The 15,326-nt window shown below is 63.6% G+C and carries 27 protein-coding genes and 1 pseudogene; 2 read left to right on the forward strand and 26 right to left on the reverse strand.

Annotated features, from left to right (window positions below):
* Positions 1–1,517: pseudogene (locus tag ACT6S0_RS11650) on the forward strand (DNA ligase-associated DEXH box helicase); the annotation flags it as partial.
* A complete protein-coding gene (gene pdeM, locus ACT6S0_RS11655) occupies positions 1,514–2,170 on the forward strand; it encodes a ligase-associated DNA damage response endonuclease PdeM (RefSeq protein WP_444764016.1) in 657 nt (218 codons plus the stop codon). The pseudogene ACT6S0_RS11650 and the gene pdeM, both read left to right, overlap by 4 nt.
* Positions 2,171–2,455: 285 nt before the next feature.
* Here the strand turns inward: pdeM and ACT6S0_RS11660 are convergent, their stop codons facing one another.
* The 26 genes from ACT6S0_RS11660 to rpsS all read right to left on the reverse strand — a co-directional run bounded on the left by ACT6S0_RS11660 (position 2,456) and on the right by rpsS (position 15,316).
* Positions 2,456–2,629 (reverse strand): hypothetical protein, encoded by a 174-nt coding sequence (locus ACT6S0_RS11660; protein WP_444764017.1) that lies wholly within the window; start codon positions 2,627–2,629, stop codon positions 2,456–2,458.
* A 181-nt stretch (positions 2,630–2,810) separates the two neighbouring features.
* Positions 2,811–3,200, reverse strand: a complete 390-nt coding sequence (gene rplQ, locus ACT6S0_RS11665; RefSeq protein WP_444764018.1) for a 50S ribosomal protein L17 — start codon at positions 3,198–3,200, stop codon at positions 2,811–2,813.
* Between the two features lie 102 nt (positions 3,201–3,302).
* A complete protein-coding gene (locus ACT6S0_RS11670; RefSeq protein ID WP_056194188.1) occupies positions 3,303–4,292 on the reverse strand; it encodes a DNA-directed RNA polymerase subunit alpha in 990 nt (329 codons plus the stop codon).
* A gap of 147 nt (positions 4,293–4,439) precedes the next feature.
* Positions 4,440–5,063, reverse strand: coding sequence for a 30S ribosomal protein S4 (gene rpsD, locus ACT6S0_RS11675; protein WP_444764019.1), 624 nt, complete (start codon positions 5,061–5,063; stop codon positions 4,440–4,442).
* A 246-nt stretch (positions 5,064–5,309) separates the two neighbouring features.
* Positions 5,310–5,714, reverse strand: coding sequence for a 30S ribosomal protein S11 (gene rpsK, locus ACT6S0_RS11680; protein ID WP_056194196.1), 405 nt, complete (start codon positions 5,712–5,714; stop codon positions 5,310–5,312).
* A 26-nt stretch (positions 5,715–5,740) separates the two neighbouring features.
* Positions 5,741–6,106, reverse strand: a complete 366-nt coding sequence (gene rpsM / locus ACT6S0_RS11685; RefSeq protein WP_444764020.1) for a 30S ribosomal protein S13 — start codon at positions 6,104–6,106, stop codon at positions 5,741–5,743.
* A gap of 36 nt (positions 6,107–6,142) precedes the next feature.
* Positions 6,143–6,256, reverse strand: coding sequence for a 50S ribosomal protein L36 (gene rpmJ / locus ACT6S0_RS11690; RefSeq protein WP_056194202.1), 114 nt, complete (start codon positions 6,254–6,256; stop codon positions 6,143–6,145).
* 60 nt (positions 6,257–6,316) lie between these two features.
* Entirely contained in the window at positions 6,317–6,535 is a 219-nt protein-coding gene (gene infA / locus ACT6S0_RS11695; RefSeq protein WP_009855680.1) for a translation initiation factor IF-1, read from the reverse strand.
* 58 nt (positions 6,536–6,593) lie between these two features.
* Entirely contained in the window at positions 6,594–7,904 is a 1,311-nt protein-coding gene (gene secY, locus ACT6S0_RS11700) for a preprotein translocase subunit SecY (protein ID WP_444764021.1), read from the reverse strand.
* A gap of 21 nt (positions 7,905–7,925) precedes the next feature.
* Positions 7,926–8,357 carry a 50S ribosomal protein L15 gene (rplO, locus tag ACT6S0_RS11705; protein ID WP_444764022.1) on the reverse strand — a complete coding sequence of 144 codons (432 nt, stop codon included), beginning with the start codon at positions 8,355–8,357 and terminating at the stop codon, positions 7,926–7,928.
* A gap of 26 nt (positions 8,358–8,383) precedes the next feature.
* The gene (rpmD, locus tag ACT6S0_RS11710; RefSeq protein WP_056194210.1) at positions 8,384–8,566 is read right to left on the reverse strand and encodes a 50S ribosomal protein L30; all 183 of its coding nucleotides are present in this window, start codon (positions 8,564–8,566) and stop codon (positions 8,384–8,386) included.
* Positions 8,567–8,586: 20 nt separating this feature from the next.
* Positions 8,587–9,108: a 30S ribosomal protein S5 gene (gene rpsE, locus ACT6S0_RS11715; RefSeq protein ID WP_056264798.1), complete on the reverse strand. Its 522-nt coding sequence runs from the start codon at positions 9,106–9,108 to the stop codon at positions 8,587–8,589.
* Positions 9,109–9,126: 18 nt separating this feature from the next.
* Positions 9,127–9,486 carry a 50S ribosomal protein L18 gene (gene rplR / locus ACT6S0_RS11720; RefSeq protein WP_056264796.1) on the reverse strand — a complete coding sequence of 120 codons (360 nt, stop codon included), beginning with the start codon at positions 9,484–9,486 and terminating at the stop codon, positions 9,127–9,129.
* 11 nt (positions 9,487–9,497) lie between these two features.
* Positions 9,498–10,031 (reverse strand): 50S ribosomal protein L6, encoded by a 534-nt coding sequence (gene rplF / locus ACT6S0_RS11725; protein ID WP_444764023.1) that lies wholly within the window; start codon positions 10,029–10,031, stop codon positions 9,498–9,500.
* A gap of 17 nt (positions 10,032–10,048) precedes the next feature.
* A complete protein-coding gene (gene rpsH, locus ACT6S0_RS11730; protein ID WP_056264788.1) occupies positions 10,049–10,444 on the reverse strand; it encodes a 30S ribosomal protein S8 in 396 nt (131 codons plus the stop codon).
* Positions 10,445–10,467: 23 nt separating this feature from the next.
* The gene (rpsN, locus tag ACT6S0_RS11735; protein WP_444764024.1) at positions 10,468–10,773 is read right to left on the reverse strand and encodes a 30S ribosomal protein S14; all 306 of its coding nucleotides are present in this window, start codon (positions 10,771–10,773) and stop codon (positions 10,468–10,470) included.
* A gap of 8 nt (positions 10,774–10,781) precedes the next feature.
* Positions 10,782–11,321 carry a 50S ribosomal protein L5 gene (gene rplE / locus ACT6S0_RS11740; protein WP_444764025.1) on the reverse strand — a complete coding sequence of 180 codons (540 nt, stop codon included), beginning with the start codon at positions 11,319–11,321 and terminating at the stop codon, positions 10,782–10,784.
* A 10-nt stretch (positions 11,322–11,331) separates the two neighbouring features.
* Positions 11,332–11,646, reverse strand: a complete 315-nt coding sequence (rplX, locus tag ACT6S0_RS11745; protein WP_056264780.1) for a 50S ribosomal protein L24 — start codon at positions 11,644–11,646, stop codon at positions 11,332–11,334.
* 23 nt (positions 11,647–11,669) lie between these two features.
* Positions 11,670–12,038: a 50S ribosomal protein L14 gene (gene rplN / locus ACT6S0_RS11750; protein WP_056194233.1), complete on the reverse strand. Its 369-nt coding sequence runs from the start codon at positions 12,036–12,038 to the stop codon at positions 11,670–11,672.
* A gap of 274 nt (positions 12,039–12,312) precedes the next feature.
* The gene (locus ACT6S0_RS11755; RefSeq protein ID WP_444764026.1) at positions 12,313–12,822 is read right to left on the reverse strand and encodes a peroxiredoxin; all 510 of its coding nucleotides are present in this window, start codon (positions 12,820–12,822) and stop codon (positions 12,313–12,315) included.
* Positions 12,823–12,915: 93 nt separating this feature from the next.
* A complete protein-coding gene (gene rpsQ / locus ACT6S0_RS11760; RefSeq protein ID WP_056264775.1) occupies positions 12,916–13,191 on the reverse strand; it encodes a 30S ribosomal protein S17 in 276 nt (91 codons plus the stop codon).
* Entirely contained in the window at positions 13,188–13,388 is a 201-nt protein-coding gene (gene rpmC / locus ACT6S0_RS11765) for a 50S ribosomal protein L29 (protein ID WP_444764027.1), read from the reverse strand. Before rpmC ends, rpsQ begins: the two co-directional genes overlap by 4 nt.
* Before the next feature lie 11 nt (positions 13,389–13,399).
* Positions 13,400–13,816, reverse strand: a complete 417-nt coding sequence (gene rplP, locus ACT6S0_RS11770; RefSeq protein WP_056264769.1) for a 50S ribosomal protein L16 — start codon at positions 13,814–13,816, stop codon at positions 13,400–13,402.
* A 2-nt stretch (positions 13,817–13,818) separates the two neighbouring features.
* A complete protein-coding gene (gene rpsC, locus ACT6S0_RS11775) occupies positions 13,819–14,682 on the reverse strand; it encodes a 30S ribosomal protein S3 (protein WP_444764028.1) in 864 nt (287 codons plus the stop codon).
* Between the two features lie 14 nt (positions 14,683–14,696).
* Positions 14,697–15,026, reverse strand: a complete 330-nt coding sequence (gene rplV / locus ACT6S0_RS11780) for a 50S ribosomal protein L22 (RefSeq protein ID WP_056194291.1) — start codon at positions 15,024–15,026, stop codon at positions 14,697–14,699.
* Between the two features lie 11 nt (positions 15,027–15,037).
* Positions 15,038–15,316 carry a 30S ribosomal protein S19 gene (gene rpsS / locus ACT6S0_RS11785; RefSeq protein ID WP_056194250.1) on the reverse strand — a complete coding sequence of 93 codons (279 nt, stop codon included), beginning with the start codon at positions 15,314–15,316 and terminating at the stop codon, positions 15,038–15,040.
* Between the last annotated feature and the right edge of the window lie 10 nt (positions 15,317–15,326).

Genomic DNA, 15,326 nt, shown 5'->3' on the forward strand with positions numbered 1-15,326 from the left:
TGCTGCAGCGCGCCGGCCGCAGCGGCCATGCGCCGGGCCGGCGCTCGCGCGTGACCATGGTGCCCACGCACAGCCTGGAGATCGTCGAGGCGTCCGCGGTGCGCGCGGCCGTCAATGCCGGGCGCATCGAGCCGCGGCGGCCGCCGCAGGCGCCGCTGGACGTGCTGGTGCAGCACCTCGTGACCGTCGCCCTCGGCGGCGGCTTTCGCCCCGAGGACCTGCTGCAGGAGGTGCGCAGCGCACCGAGCTACCGCCAACTCGGCGACGACGCCTGGGCCTGGGCGCTGGCCTTTGTACGCCACGGTGGCGAGACGCTGCGCGCCTACCCGGACTTCCAGCGCGTGGTGCCCGACGGCGAGGGCGTCTGGCGCGTGCCCGATGCGCGCCTGGCGCGGCGCCACCGCAGCAACATCGGCACCATCGTGTCGGACGCGGTCGTCAGCGTGCAGTTCCTCGGCGGCGGGCGCATCGCCACCGTGGAGGAGAGCTTCATCGCGCGGCTGCGCAACGGCGACGTCTTCCTGCTGGGCGGGCGGGCGCTGGAGCTGATCCGCATCGAGGGGCTGACGGCCTATGTGCGCGTCGCCAAGCCCGACAAGGCCAAGCTGCCGCGCTGGGACGGCGGCCAGTTCCCGATCTCGGACACGCTGGCCGATGCGATGCTGGAACGCTTCGACGAGGCGGCGCAAGGGCGCTTCACCGACCGCGAGATGCGCTTCGTCGCGCCGCTGCTGAAGCTGCAGGCGCAATGGTCGGCCCTGCCCGCCCCGCACCGGCTGCTGGCGGAGGTGCTGACCTCCAACGAGGGCCAGCATCTCTTCCTCTTCCCCTTCGCCGGCCGGGTGGTGCACCTCGGACTGGCCTCGCTGTTGGCGTGGCGCGCCGGCCGCCAGACGCCGGCCACGTTCACGATGGCGATCACGGACTACGGCATGGAGCTGCTCAGCGCGACCGAGATCGACTGGCCTTCGCGGCTGCGCGACCTCCTCGCGCCGGTGGACCGCGAGACACTGCGCGACGAGGTGCTCGCCGGTCTCAACGGCACCGAACTGGCGCGCCGGCGCTTCCGCCAGATTGCGCGCATCGCCGGGCTCATCTTCCAAAGCCATCCGGGCGAACAGCGCAGCCAGCGGCAGCTGCAGGCGTCGGCGTCGCTCTACTTCGACGTGTTCCGGCAGCACGACCCCGAGAACCGGCTGCTGCGCCAGGCCGAGTCGGAGCTGCTGTCGGCGGAGCTTGATGTCGACGCGCTGGGCCGCACCTTGGGGCGCATGGCATCCCAGGAGCTGCTCATCCAACAGCCGGCGCGGCCGACACCGCTGGCGTTCCCGTTGATGGTGGAACGCTTTCGGGAACGGGCGTCGAGTGAGTCGCTGGCGCAGCGTTTGTCGCGCATGCTCGTCGAGCTGGAGGCGGCAGCGGGTGGCCGTGCGCCCGACGACGTCGAATCGAAGCTCGCATTCGGCAAACCGGCTGAGAAGTCCAGACAGCGCGGCACGCGCCGGAGACGGCGGTGAGCCTGCGCCTCGATGCCGCGGGCGAGACGCTGTGGCTGTTGCCCGAGGGCGCCGTGTGGTGGCCGGCGCGGCGGACCGTGTTCGCCGCGGACCTGCACCTCGGCAAGGGCGCCGCCTTCCGCGCTCAGGGCTTGGCCGTGCCGGCGGGCAGCAGCGCCCGCACGCTTGCGCGGCTGTACGACCTCGTGGTGACTCGCGACGCCGCGCGATTGGTCGTGCTGGGCGACTTCTGGCACGGCGCCGACGGGCTGACGCCGGAGCTGCTCGACTCGGTGGCCGTGTTCGCGCAGCGCATACCCACGGTCCTGGTGCTGGGCAACCATGACCGGCGTATCCATCCCCCGGGGCTGCCCTTGCAGGCGGTGCAAGGAACGCTGGCGTTAGGCTCGCTGACCGCCGCGCATGAGCCACCGCCACTCGGCGCGCCCGGATTCACGCTGGCCGGCCACTGGCATCCTGCGGTGCTGATCGGCAGCCGCGCGGGCGACCGCCTGCGGCGGCCCTGCTTCGTCTGCTATCGCCATGCGTTGGTGTTGCCAGCGTTTGGGGGGCTGACCGGTGCATTGACGCTGCGCCACGAGGATCTCTCACGCAGGGGCGCTGACGTCGCCGTGCTCGGCGAAGGGGCCGTGCACTGGCTGCCTCGCCTGTGAGACTCGGACTGCACTCGGGCCCAACAGGGCACCCGTCAAACGCCCAGCGGGGCTGCGTCATGGGGCGCCTGGCGCTCGCGCGATGTCGCTACCCGCGGTGCAGCGGCCGCGGCGGCGTCGGCGTCCGCGTCGGCGTCGGCGTCGGCGTCGGGCGCTGGATCATTCGATCATTCGACACCGGTGTTGCGCCCAGAGCCCGTCCGAGCGCAGCCAGGGCACCGAACATGAAGTCGGGCATCTCCTCGCCACCGGCGTACCGGCGTTCGAGTGCCTCCGGCGCGCTCCTCAGATTTTGTGCTGTGGCGGTCCCTTGGGCGCGTCGCGCGCAGTGCCATCCGGTTGGCGGGCGGGCTCCTTGGCCTGCTTGGTGAGCGTTTGGCCCTGCGTCGACTTGGTCGTCGCAAAATCGCTGACCTTGTGCGCCACCGGACCGGCGCGGTTGCCATGAGTCTTGGGCATGAAAGCTCCTTCACGCGCGGCCGGCACAGCCTGCCTGCCCGATCACACGCATGCGAAGCCAATATGCGTCCGCGGTCTAGACCGTCAAATCAGGCCTGGCGAGCGATGGGGGTAGGAGGCCACCGACGCGGACATGAAAAAGCCCGCTCGAGGCGGGCTTCTTCAGACGGAGCGAAAACGCTTACTCCGCAGCTTCGCCAGCGGTTTCGCCTTCAGGACGATCCACCAGCTCGACAAAGGCCATGGGTGCGTTGTCGCCGACGCGGAAGCCCATCTTCAGGATGCGGGTGTAGCCGCCCGGACGCGCCTTGAAACGCGGGCCCAGTTCGTTGAAGAGCTTGCTGACGATGTCGCGGTCGCGCAGACGGTCGAAAGCCAGGCGGCGGTTGGCCAGCGTGGGTTCCTTGGCGAGCGTGATCAGGGGCTCAACGACGCGACGCAGTTCCTTGGCCTTGGGGACGGTGGTCTTGATGGCTTCGTGCTGCAGCAGCGAGACGCACATGTTGCGCAGCATCGCTTGGCGATGCGCGCTGGTGCGGTTGAGTTTACGGAGGCCGTTACGGTGACGCATGGTGCTTTTCCTTTCACTTCGTTAATGCCGCCAGCCGGATCAGGTACTGGCGGGTGCACCGGGTGGCGTTGGTCAACGCGCCACCCATTCCTTCAAATCAAATCAACGCTTGTCGAGACCCTGGGGAGGCCAGTTCTCGAGGCGAGCGCCAAGCGTGAGACCGCGCGAAGCCAGCACTTCCTTGATTTCGTTGAGCGACTTGCGACCCAGGTTCGGGGTCTTCAGCAGCTCGGTCTCGGTACGCTGGATCAGGTCGCCGATGTAGTAGATGTTCTCGGCCTTCAGGCAGTTGGCCGAACGCACCGTGAGCTCGAGCTCGTCGACCGGGCGCAGCAGGATCGGGTCAAAGCTGCTGGAGCGCTGGGCCGGCTGGTCGAAGGCATCGACCAGGTCGGTACCTTGCAGCTGTGCGAACACGGCGAGCTGCTCGACCAGGATCTTGGCCGAAGCACGGATCGCTTCCTCGGGCGAGATGGCGCCGTTGGTTTCGATCTCCATGACCAGCTTGTCCAGGTCGGTACGCTGCTCAACGCGGGCGTTCTCGACGGCATAGCTGACGCGCTTGACGGGCGAGAACGAGGCATCGAGGACGATGCGGCCGATGCTCTTGGTCGGCTCGTCACCGAAGCGGCGCATCGTGCCGGGCACGTAGCCACGGCCCTTCTCGACCTTGATCTGCATGTCGAGCTTGCCGCCTTGCGACAGGTGGGCGATGACGTGCTCGGGATTGATGATCTCGACGTCGTGCGGGGTCTGGATATCGGCCGCGGTGACGGGGCCTTCGCCTTCCTTGCGCAGGACGAGGGTCACTTCTTCACGGTTGTGCAGGCGGAAGACGACGCCCTTGAGGTTCAGCATGATGTGAACCACGTCCTCTTGCACGCCATCGATGGCCGAGTACTCGTGCAGCACGCCGGCGATCGTCACCTCCGTCGGCGCATAACCCACCATCGACGAGAGCAGCACACGGCGCAGGGCGTTGCCCAGGGTGTGACCGTAGCCGCGTTCGAACGGCTCCAGCGTGACCTTGGCGCGATGACCGCCCAGGGGCTCCACGTTGATGGATTTGGGTTTGAGCAAGTTGGTTTGCATGAGGTCTTTCTTTCAATACCCTCGGTTCGTTACACCGATAAGGCTGAGGACCAGCCGGGTTGAGCCTTCGAAGGGCCCCGATGAGGCGGAAACCCGGACGAGGAAACGCCGACCGCGCCTCGAGAGGCGTGGTCGGCGGGGAAATCATTAACGCGAGTACAACTCGACGATCAGCGATTCGTTGATCTCGGCACCGAACTCGTCGCGGTCCGGGGCCTTCTTGAACACGCCTTCGAGCTTGCTGCCGTCGACAGTCACCCAGGCCGGCAGGCCGATGGAGTCCGCCAGCTTGAACGACTCGGTCACGCGCAGCTGCTTCTTGGCCTTGTCACGCACGCCGACGGTGTCACCGGCCTTGACCAGGTAAGACGCGATGTTGACGACTTCGCCGTTGACCGTGACGCCCTTGTGCGAAACCAGCTGGCGGGCTTCTGCGCGGGTCGAGCCGAAGCCCATGCGGTAAACGACGTTGTCCAGGCGCGATTCCAGCAGCTGCAGCAGGTTCACGCCGGTCGAGCCCTTGCGGCGCTCGGCTTCAGCGAAGTAGCGGCGGAACTGGCGCTCCAGCACGCCGTACATGCGCTTGACCTTCTGCTTCTCGCGCAGCTGCAGGCCGAAATCGGACGTGCGCTGGCCGGAGGTGCGGCCATGCTGGCCGGGCTTGCTGTCGAACTTGACCTTGTCGCTGATGGCGCGGCGGGCGCTCTTCAGGTAGAGGTCGGTGCCTTCGCGGCGGGAAAGTTTGCCCTTGGGGCCGAGGTAACGTGCCACTTTGCGTGTCCTTGTTCAATCTGACGTCGGGGCTCGGAAACCGAGTGGCCTGACGCGAGTCCAGCCAGTGTTTTTGTGGGCTTGGACGGTGGGCTTGTGAGTCGTCGCCAAACGAGGATCCAAATGGGATCGACTCAAGACTGAAGCCGGCGCAGCACCTGAGTGCCCGCCGGCTCCGGGAAAACGCGCGATTATCGCACCGTCATCCGAATCTGCAATTTCCCTGTCACCGAAGGTGAACTGGGATCAGATGCGGCGACGCTTCTGAGGACGGCAGCCGTTGTGCGGCACCGGCGTCACGTCAGAGATCGAGTTGATGCGGATGCCCAGCGCAGCCAGGGCACGCACCGACGACTCACGACCGGGGCCGGGGCCCTTGATCTTGACGTCGAGGTTCTTGATGCCCTGCTCTTGAGCCGCACGGCCAGCCACTTCAGCGGCCACCTGGGCTGCGAAGGGGGTCGACTTGCGCGAGCCCTTGAAGCCTTGACCACCCGACGAAGCCCAGGAGAGGGCGCCGCCTTGACGGTCGGTGATCGTGATGATGGTGTTGTTGAACGAGGCGTGGACGTGCGCAATGCCGTCAGCAACGTTCTTGCGAACCTTCTTGCGAACGCGTTGTGCCGCCGAATTGTTGGGAGCCTTTGCCATATTGACCTTCTTTCAGTTCGGGCAGCTTACTTCTTGCCGGTCGCAGCCGACTTGCGCGGACCCTTGCGGGTGCGGGCATTCGTGCGGGTGCGCTGGCCGCGCATCGGCAGGCCACGGCGGTGACGGAAGCCGCGGTAGCAACCGAGGTCCATCAGACGCTTGATGTTGATGGACTGCTCACGGCGCAGATCGCCTTCGATGGTCATCTGGTTGACGACGTCACGGATCTTTTCGAGATCGGAGTCGTTCAGGTCCTTGACCTTCTTGTCGAACGGAATACCGCAGCTCGTGCAGATCTTCTGGGCGGTCGTACGGCCAATGCCGTAGATCGAGGTCAGACCGATCTCAGTGTGCTTTTGCGGCGGAATGTTGATACCAGCAATACGTGCCATGGTTGTCCTCTAGTCCTGTCGTGCGCTGCGCTGGGCTTAGCCCTGGCGCTGCTTGTGGCGCGGGTCGGTACAGATCACGCGCACCACACCCTTGCGGCGGATGATCTTGCAATTGCGGCACATCTGCTTCACGGATGCCGAAACTTTCATGGTCTGCTCCTTGGCCTAACTTCTTCTGCGCTCACACGCTTGTCCGGGGGTTCAAACAGCTCACTTCGCCCGGAACACGATGCGAGCACGACTCAAATCGTAGGGTGTCAGTTCAACGGTCACCTTGTCGCCGGGGAGGATGCGGATGTAGTGCATCCGCATCTTGCCGGAGATGTGACCGAGCACGACATGCCCGTTTTCCAACTTCACCCTGAACGTGGCGTTGGGGAGGTTCTCAAGAATCTCGCCCTGCATCTGAATGACGTCGTCTTTCGCCATGCCGTACGTTCAGGAGTGTTGCTGGAATCAATCTTGGTTAACGATCAGCTCCTGGCCCTCAGGTGGGCTTGAAGCTGGCCTTCTTCAGCAGTGATTCGTACTGCTGACTCATGATGTAGCTTTGTACCTGAGCCCAGAAGTCCATCGTCACGACAACGATGATCAACAGGGACGTACCCCCAAAGTAAAACGGAACGTTGTACTTCAAGGTCAAAAACTCGGGCAGCAGGCAGACCAGTGTGATGTAGATCGCGCCAGCCAGCGTGAGCCGAGACAGGATCTTGTCAATGTGCCTGGCCGTCTGGTCACCGGGACGAATGCCGGGGATAAAGGCGCCGCTCTTCTTCAGGTTGTCCGCCGTCTCACGGCTGTTGAATACCAGCGCCGTGTAGAAGAAGCAGAAGAACACGATCGCCGAGGCATACAGCAGCACATAGATTGGCTGACCCGGGCTGACCGCGTTTGCCAGATCCTTCAGCCAACGCAAGCCGTCACCCGTCGCAAACCAGCTCACCACCGTCGTCGGCAACAGGATGATCGACGATGCAAAGATCGGCGGGATGACACCCGACATGTTCAGCTTCAGCGGCAGATGCGAAGACTGACCACCGTAGACCTTGTTGCCGACCTGCCGCTTGGCGTAGTTCACCAAGATCTTGCGCTGACCCCGTTCGACGAAGACGACGAAGTAGGTCACCAGCACAACCAGCGAGATCACCACCAGCGCCGCGCCGTAGCCCATCGCACCGGTACGCACCAGCTCGAACAGTCCACCAATTGCACTCGGCAGGCCGGAAGCAATACCGGCAAAGATCAGGATGGAGATGCCGTTGCCCAATCCACGCTCGGTGATCTGCTCGCCCAGCCACATCAGGAACATCGTGCCCGCCACCAGGCTGGAGACCGCCGTCAGCCGGAAGCCAAAGCCTGGGCTCAACACCAAGCCGGATGAGCCTTCAAGTGCGAGCGCAATCGACAGGCTCTGGAACAGCGCCAATCCCAGCGTTGCATAGCGCGTGTACTGGGTGATCTTGCGACGCCCAGCCTCGCCTTCCTTCTTCAGCTGCTCCAGAGTCGGGACCACGTAGGTCATCAACTGCAGCACGATGGAAGCCGAGATATAGGGCGTGATCCCCAACGCGAACACGGTAAAGCGCGACATCGCGCCGCCCGAGAACATGTTGAGCAGCCCCAGGATGCCGCCACCCTGGTCCTTGAAGAACTGCTGCAACTGCACCGGGTCGATACCGGGCACGGGGATATGCGCCCCGATGCGGTAGACAACCAGGGCCAGCAACAGGAACACAAGCCGACGACGCAGGTCGCCGAACTTGCCGCTCTTGGCCAGCTGATTCGCGTTGGTAGCCACGCTGGATCAGTTCCTTATCGATTAAGCGACCGAGCCGCCCGCTGCCTCGATGGCCGCCTTGGCGCCCTTCGTGGCGTTCACGCCCTTGAGCGTGACCTTGCGCTCGATTGCACCTGCCAGGATGACCTTGACCGACTTGGCCAACTGGGGCACCAGGCCGACAGCCTTGAGCGTCGACACGTCGATCTCGTCGCCGGCCAGACCTTGCAGGTCCGACAGCGTGATCTCGGCGTTGTACTTCAGCGTCAGCGACTTGAAGCCACGCTTGGGCAGGCGACGCTGCAGCGGCATCTGGCCGCCTTCGAAACCGACCTTGTGATAGCCACCAGCGCGGGACTTCTGGCCCTTGTGACCGCGACCTGCGGTCTTGCCCAGGCCAGAGCCGATGCCGCGGCCGACACGGCGCTTGGCATGCTTGGCGCCCTGTGCGGGCTTGATCGTGTTGAGTTCCATCGTCTTGTCCTCTTGGCAAGCAGTGCTTAGAGCACCTGCACCAGATAGGCGATCTTGTTGATCATGCCGCGCACTGCGGGCGTGTCTTCCAGGGTGCTCTGGCTGTTCAGCCGACGCAGACCCAGGCCGACCACGGTGGCGCGGTGCGAGGCGCGGCAGCCGATGGGGCTACGCACCAGCTTGACCGTCACGGTTTTCTTGTCAGACATCTTGTGCTCCGCTTTGGCGATCAGTTGAAGATTTCTTCAACCGTCTTGCCGCGCTTGGCAGCGACTTCCGACGCCGTCGTGGCGCGCTTGAGCGCATCCAGCGTGGCGCGGACCATGTTGTAAGGGTTGGTCGAACCGTGGCTCTTGGTCACGATGTCGGTCACACCCATCACTTCGAAGACGGCGCGCATCGGGCCGCCGGCGATGACACCTGTACCGGCAGGAGCCGGCGCCATGATGACGTGCGCAGCACCGTGCTCGCCCACCACGTTGTGATGGATGGTGCCGTTCTTCAGGTTGACCTTGACCATGTTGCGGCGGGCGGCCTCCATGGCCTTCTGCACCGCAACCGGCACTTCCTTGGCCTTGCCCTTGCCCATGCCGATACGGCCATCGCCGTCGCCGACCACGGTCAAAGCAGCGAAGGACAGCGTGCGGCCGCCCTTGACAACCTTGGTGACCCGGTTGACGGCGATCATCTTTTCCTTCAGGCCGTCGTCATTGCCTTCAGCCTGAGCGCCGCGGGGTTGAAACTTTGCCATTTCTTATTCCTTGATGCGTCAGAACTGCAGGCCGGCTTCGCGGGCTGCTTCGGCCAGGGCCTTGACACGGCCGTGATAGGCAAAGCCCGAGCGGTCGAAAGCGACCTTCTCGACGCCAGCAGCCTTGGCCTTCTCGGCGATCAGCTTGCCCACCAGCGTGGCGGCGGCGACGTTGCCGCCACCGCTGCTCAACTGCTCGCGCACCGACTTCTCGGCCGTGGAAGCTGCCGCCAGCACCTTGCCGCCATCGTCGGAGACGACCTGGGCGTAGATATGCAGGTTGGAGCGGAACACCGTCAGCCGGGCCACGCGCTGGATCGCAATGCGAACGCGGGTCTGGCGCGAACGACGCAGGCGTTGTTCTTTCTTGGTCATCATGGCGCTGCTCCTTACTTCTTCTTGGTCTCTTTGAGGGAGACCTTCTCATCCGAATAACGGATGCCCTTGCCCTTGTAAGGCTCCGGCGGACGGAAGGCACGCACCTCGGCGGCAATCTGGCCGACGACCTGGCGGTCAGCGCCCTTGATGATGATCTCCGTCTGGGTCGGGCACTCGACCTTGATACCAGCCGGCATGTCCTTCACCACGGGGTGAGAGAAGCCGATCTGAAGGTTGAGCTTCTGACCCTGGGCCTGGGCGCGGAACCCCACGCCGACCAGGTTCAGCTTGCGCTCGAAGCCCTTGCTGACACCGTTGACCATGTTCGCGACCAGCGCGCGCATCGTGCCGCTCATCGCATCGGCTTCGGCCGATTCGTTGGCGGGCACGAAGCTCAGCTTGCCGGCTTCGTTTTTGACGGTGACGAGCTTGTTCGACGTACGCACCAGCGTGCCGAGCGAACCCTTAACGCTGATCGACTCAGCACCGATCGTCACATCCACGCCTTGCGGGACGTCGACCGGCATTTTTCCAACGCGGGACATTGTTCCTACTCCTTCGCTTAGGCGACGTAGCAGAGCACTTCACCGCCGATACCGGCAGCACGTGCTTTGCGATCCGTCATCACGCCTTGGGGGGTCGTGACGATCGCCACACCCAGGCCGTTCTGGACCTGAGGAATGTCGTGGCGGCCCTTGTAGATGCGCAGGCCGGGACGGCTAACGCGCTCGATGCGTTCGATGACAGGGCGGCCAGCGTAGTACTTCAGCGCGATTTCCAGCTCGGGGCGGGCAGCCTCGCCACGCACCGCGAAGTCGTCGATATAGCCTTCGTCCTTCAGGACTTTGGCAATCGCCACCTTCAGCTTGGACGACGGCATTGCAACGCTGGTTTTTTCGACGATCTGCGCATTGCGGATGCGGGTCAGCATATCGGCGATGGGATCACTCATGCTCATTTGCGATTACTCCTATCGGCCGATTACCAGCTGGCCTTGACGACACCGGGGATGTCGCCCTTGAAGGCCAGTTCACGAATCTTGTTGCGGGCCAGACCGAACTTGCGGAAGGTGCCACGCGGACGACCAGTCAGTTCGCAACGATTGCGCAGACGGGTCGGGTAGGCGTTACGGGGCAGCTTCTGCAACTCGAGGCGAGCGGCATAGCGCTCTTCATCCGACTTCTTGCTGTCGCCGATGATGGCCTTCAGGTCTGCGTACTTCTTAGCGAACTTGGCGACGAGTGCTTCGCGCTTGAGCTCACGTTGCTTGATGGAAGTTTTAGCCACAGATCACCTCAGTTCTTGAACGGGAACTTGAACGCAGCCAGGAGAGCCTTGGCTTCGTCGTCCGTCTTGGCGCTCGTCGTGATGCTGATGTTCAGACCACGCAGAGCATCCACCTTGTCGTATTCGATCTCGGGGAAGATGATCTGCTCTTTGACGCCGATGTTGTAGTTGCCGCGGCCGTCGAACGAGCGACCCGAGATACCCCGGAAGTCGCGAACTCGCGGCAGCGCGATCGTCACGAAGCGGTCCAGGAATTCATACATCTGGACGCCACGCAGCGTCACCATCGCGCCGATGGGCACGGCGTCACGGATCTTGAAGCCGGCGATGGCCTTCTTCGACTTCGTGACGACCGGCTTCTGGCCGGCGATCTTGGTCAGGTCGCTCACAGCGTGGTCCATGACCTTCTTGTCGGCGACGGCCTCGCTCACACCCATGTTGAGCGTGATCTTGGTGATGCGAGGCACCTCCATGACCGACTTGTAGCCGAACTTCTCGACCAGGCCGGGCACGATGTTTTCGCGGTAATGCGTTTGAAGACGAGCCATGTCGGACCTCTTAAGCCTTGATCTCTTCGCCGGTCGACTTGAACACGCGCACCCGCTTGCCGTCGACGAGCTTGACGCCCACTCGATCAGCCTTGCCGGAAGCGGCGTTGAAGATCGCCACGTTGGATTGATGGATAGGCATGGTCTTGTCGACGACGCCGCCGGTGGTGCCCTTCATGGGATTGGGCTTGACGTGCTTCTTGACGACATTGATGCCGTCAACCACCACGTGGTCGACATCGGTGCGGGCGGACACGGTGCCGCGCTTACCCTTGTCGCGGCCGGTCAGCACGATGACCTGGTCGCCGGTACGAATCTTGTTCATGGCTTACCTCAGACAGTGGGGGCTCAAAGCACCTCGGGCGCCAGCGACACGATCTTCATGAAGCGCTCGGTGCGCAGTTCGCGCGTCACCGGGCCGAAGATGCGGGTGCCGATCGGCTCCAGCTTGGCATTGAGCAGCACGGCGGCATTGCCGTCGAACTTGACGAGCGAGCCGTCCTGGCGGCGCACGCCCTTGGCGGTACGAACCACCACGGCGCTGTAGACCTCGCCCTTCTTCACGCGACCACGCGGAGCAGCTTCTTTGATGCTGACCTTGATGATGTCGCCAATGTGCGCATAGCGGCGCTTGGAGCCGCCCAGCACCTTGATGCACTGAACGGACTTCGCACCAGTGTTGTCCGCGACATCAAGCCGCGATTGCATTTGGATCATGTCTGTCCCCAACTTGCCCCGAGTTGCAACACCCTTGCGGGCGCGTCGCGTCGGTCAGTCTTGGGCCCGTAAGTCAAACAGCCTGCAGCTTTGCGCCACTTGCTGCCCAACGGTTTGAGGGCGGATCCGAAGCCAGCCTTGGGCTCTTGCGTAGCAGGAGCGCTGGCGTTCGGCGAAGCTGCGCATTATGCAGCGAGAACACTTGAGGCGTCAATGCCTGACGCCGAAGTATTTGCACGGCCGGCCGCTCCCGGCCCGCGCACGCCTCCAATTGCTAGGCGGCCTTGGCCTGCGCCAGCATCGTTGCCGCATCGCTGACCTCGAACTTGCCCGGGTCTTCGACGTTCAGTGTCTTGACGACACCGTCCTTGACCAGCATGGAGTAACGCTGCGAGCGCACACCCATACCCTTGGCTGTCAGGTCCAACGTCAGCCCAGTCGCGCTCGTGAAGGCGGCGCTGCCGTCGGCCATCATGCGCACCTTGCCGGCAGTCTTCTGGTCACGGCCCCAGGCGCCCATGACGAAGGCATCATTGACCGATACACACCAGATCTCGTCAACACCCGCCGCCTGCAGCGCCTCCGCCGACTCGACATAGCCCGGCACATGCTTGGCCGAGCAAGTCGGCGTAAAGGCACCAGGCAAGGCGAAGATGGCAATGGTCTTGCCCGCCGTCGCCTTTTCGATGTCGAAGCTGTTGGGGCCGAGCGAGCAGCCCTCGCCTTCGACTTCGATGAATTCCTGCAGGCTGCCTGCGGGCAGCTTGTCGCCAACTTTGATCATGGTGTCGCTCCTGATTGAGTGTTCTGAAAATGAAAAACCGGCGCGCCAGTTGCCCAGCGTGCCGGTTGTGCAGCGGTCATGCGACCGGGGTCTTTAGACGATCTCGGCCTTCTCGACCAGGCGAGTCACGACCCAGCTCTTGGTCTTGGAGATCGGACGACCTTCGCTGATCTCGACCACGTCGCCGTTCTTGTACTCGCCCTTTTCGTCATGGGCGTGGTACTTGCGCGAACGGGCCACGATCTTGCCGTAGAGCTCATGCTTGGCACGACGCTCGACCAGGACGGTGACCGTCTTGGCGCGCTTGTCGCTGACCACGCGGCCCACCAGGGTGCGCGTGTTCTTGGCTTGGACTTGGGCCTCAGTCATTTCGTGGCCTCCTTCTTCTTTTGCGCCAGGATGGTCTTGGCACGTGCGATGTCGCGGCGGGTCTTGCCCAGCTGGCTGTGATTGGTCAGCTGCTGGGTGGCCTTTTGCATGCGCAGGCCGAAGTGGGCCTTCAGCAGGTCGGTCACTTCCTTCTCGAGGGCAGTGACGTCCTTGGCGCGGAGTTCAGTTGCTTTCATGGTGTGCTTCCTCAGGTGCCGACCTGGCGGGCCACGAAGGTGCAGCGCAGCGGCAGCTTGGCAGCAGCCAGCGTGAACGCCTCGCGAGCCAGGGTCTCGGGGACGCCGTTGACCTCGTAGATCACCTTGCCGGGCTGAATTTCTGCCACGTAGTACTCGGGATTGCCCTTGCCGTTACCCATCCGGACTTCGGCGGGTTTCTGCGAAATGGGCTTGTCCGGGAACACGCGGATGAAGATCCGACCACCACGCTTGATGTGGCGAGAGATCGCGCGGCGAGCCGCCTCGATCTGGCGGGCCGTCAGACGGCCGCGCTCGGTGGCCTTGAGGCCGAAATCACCGAAAGACACCGCAGCACCTCGGGTTGCAACACCCGTGTTGCGGCCCTTCTGCTCCTTGCGGTATTTACGACGAGCGGGTTGCAGCATGTTTATTCTCCTTTGGCCTCACCACCAGCCGCGGGGACCTTGCGGACCACGCGCTTGGCAGCGGGCTTGGCAGCGTCACCCGTAGGGGTGGCGGCAGCGGGCTGATCTGCTCCGTCACGCGGGCCACGGTCGCCACCCGGACGGCCACGGCCACCAGGGGCGCCCGGACGGGCGTTACGGCGCGGGCGACGATCGTCTTCGGCGCCTGCGGGGGTGCTGATGACCGGAGCCTCGCCATTGGCAAGACGGTCACCGCGGTAGACCCAGACCTTGACGCCGATGACGCCATAGGTGGTCTTGGCTTCGGAGAAGCCGTAGTCGATGTCGGCCTTCAGGGTGTGCAGGGGCACCCGACCTTCGCGATACCACTCGGTGCGAGCGATTTCGATGCCGTTCAGGCGGCCGGCGGACATGATCTTGATGCCCTGCGCGCCAAGACGCATTGCGTTCTGCATTGCGCGCTTCATGGCGCGGCGGAACATGATGCGTTTTTCGAGCTGCTGGGTGATCGAGTCGGCGATCAGTTGGGCATCGACTTCAGGCTTGCGCACTTCTTCGATGTTGACCGCGACGGGCACGCCCAGACGCTTGGTCAGCTCAGCCTTCAGCGCCTCGATGTCCTCGCCCTTCTTGCCGATCACGACGCCCGGACGAGCCGAGTAGATCGTGATGCGGGCGTTCTTGGCGGGACGCTCGATCAGGATGCGCGACACGGCGGCATTCTTGAGCTTGGCCTTCAGGTACTCGCGAACGCGCAGATCTTCGGCCAGCATCGTGGCGAAGTTCTGGTTGTTCGCGTACCAGCGCGAAGCCCAGTTACGGGTGACAGGAAGGCGAAAGCCAACCGGATGGATTTTTTGTCCCATAGTCTTCTTGCGCCTTAGTTGCCGACGGCCACGAAGATGTGGCAGGTGGGCTTGCTGATGCGGTTGCCGCGACCCTTGGCGCGAGCCGAGAAGCGCTTCAGCGTGGCACCCTGCTCGACGTAGATCGAGGTGACCTTGAGCTCATCAATGTCAGCGCCGTCGTTGTGCTCGGCGTTGGCGATGGCGCTTTCCAGCGCCTTCTTGATGATCACAGCGGCCTTCTTCTGGGTGAATTCCAGGATGTTGAGCGCGTGGTCCACCTTCTTGCCGCGGATCAGGTCAGCCACGAGGCGACCCTTGTCACAGGAGAGGCGAACGCCACGAACGATTGCTTTGGTTTCCATCGTTGGCATCCTTACTTCTTCCCGGCCTTCTTGTCGGCCGGATGGCCTTTGAAGGTGCGGGTCAGCGCGAATTCACCCAGCTTGTGGCCGACCATCTGGTCGGACACATAAACCGGCACGTGTTGCTTGCCGTTGTGTACGGCGATCGTCAGACCGATGAACTCGGGCAGGATCGTCGAGCGGCGCGACCAGGTCTTGATGGGCTTCTTGTCTTTGATGGCAACAGCCTTGTCGACCTTGGCCATCAGATGGTGGTCAACGAAGGGGCCCTTCTTCAGTGAACGAGTCATGGCCTAGCCC

It is taken from the genome of Roseateles sp. (assembly GCF_052436255.1).
Lineage (GTDB): Bacteria > Pseudomonadota > Gammaproteobacteria > Burkholderiales > Burkholderiaceae_C > Pelomonas.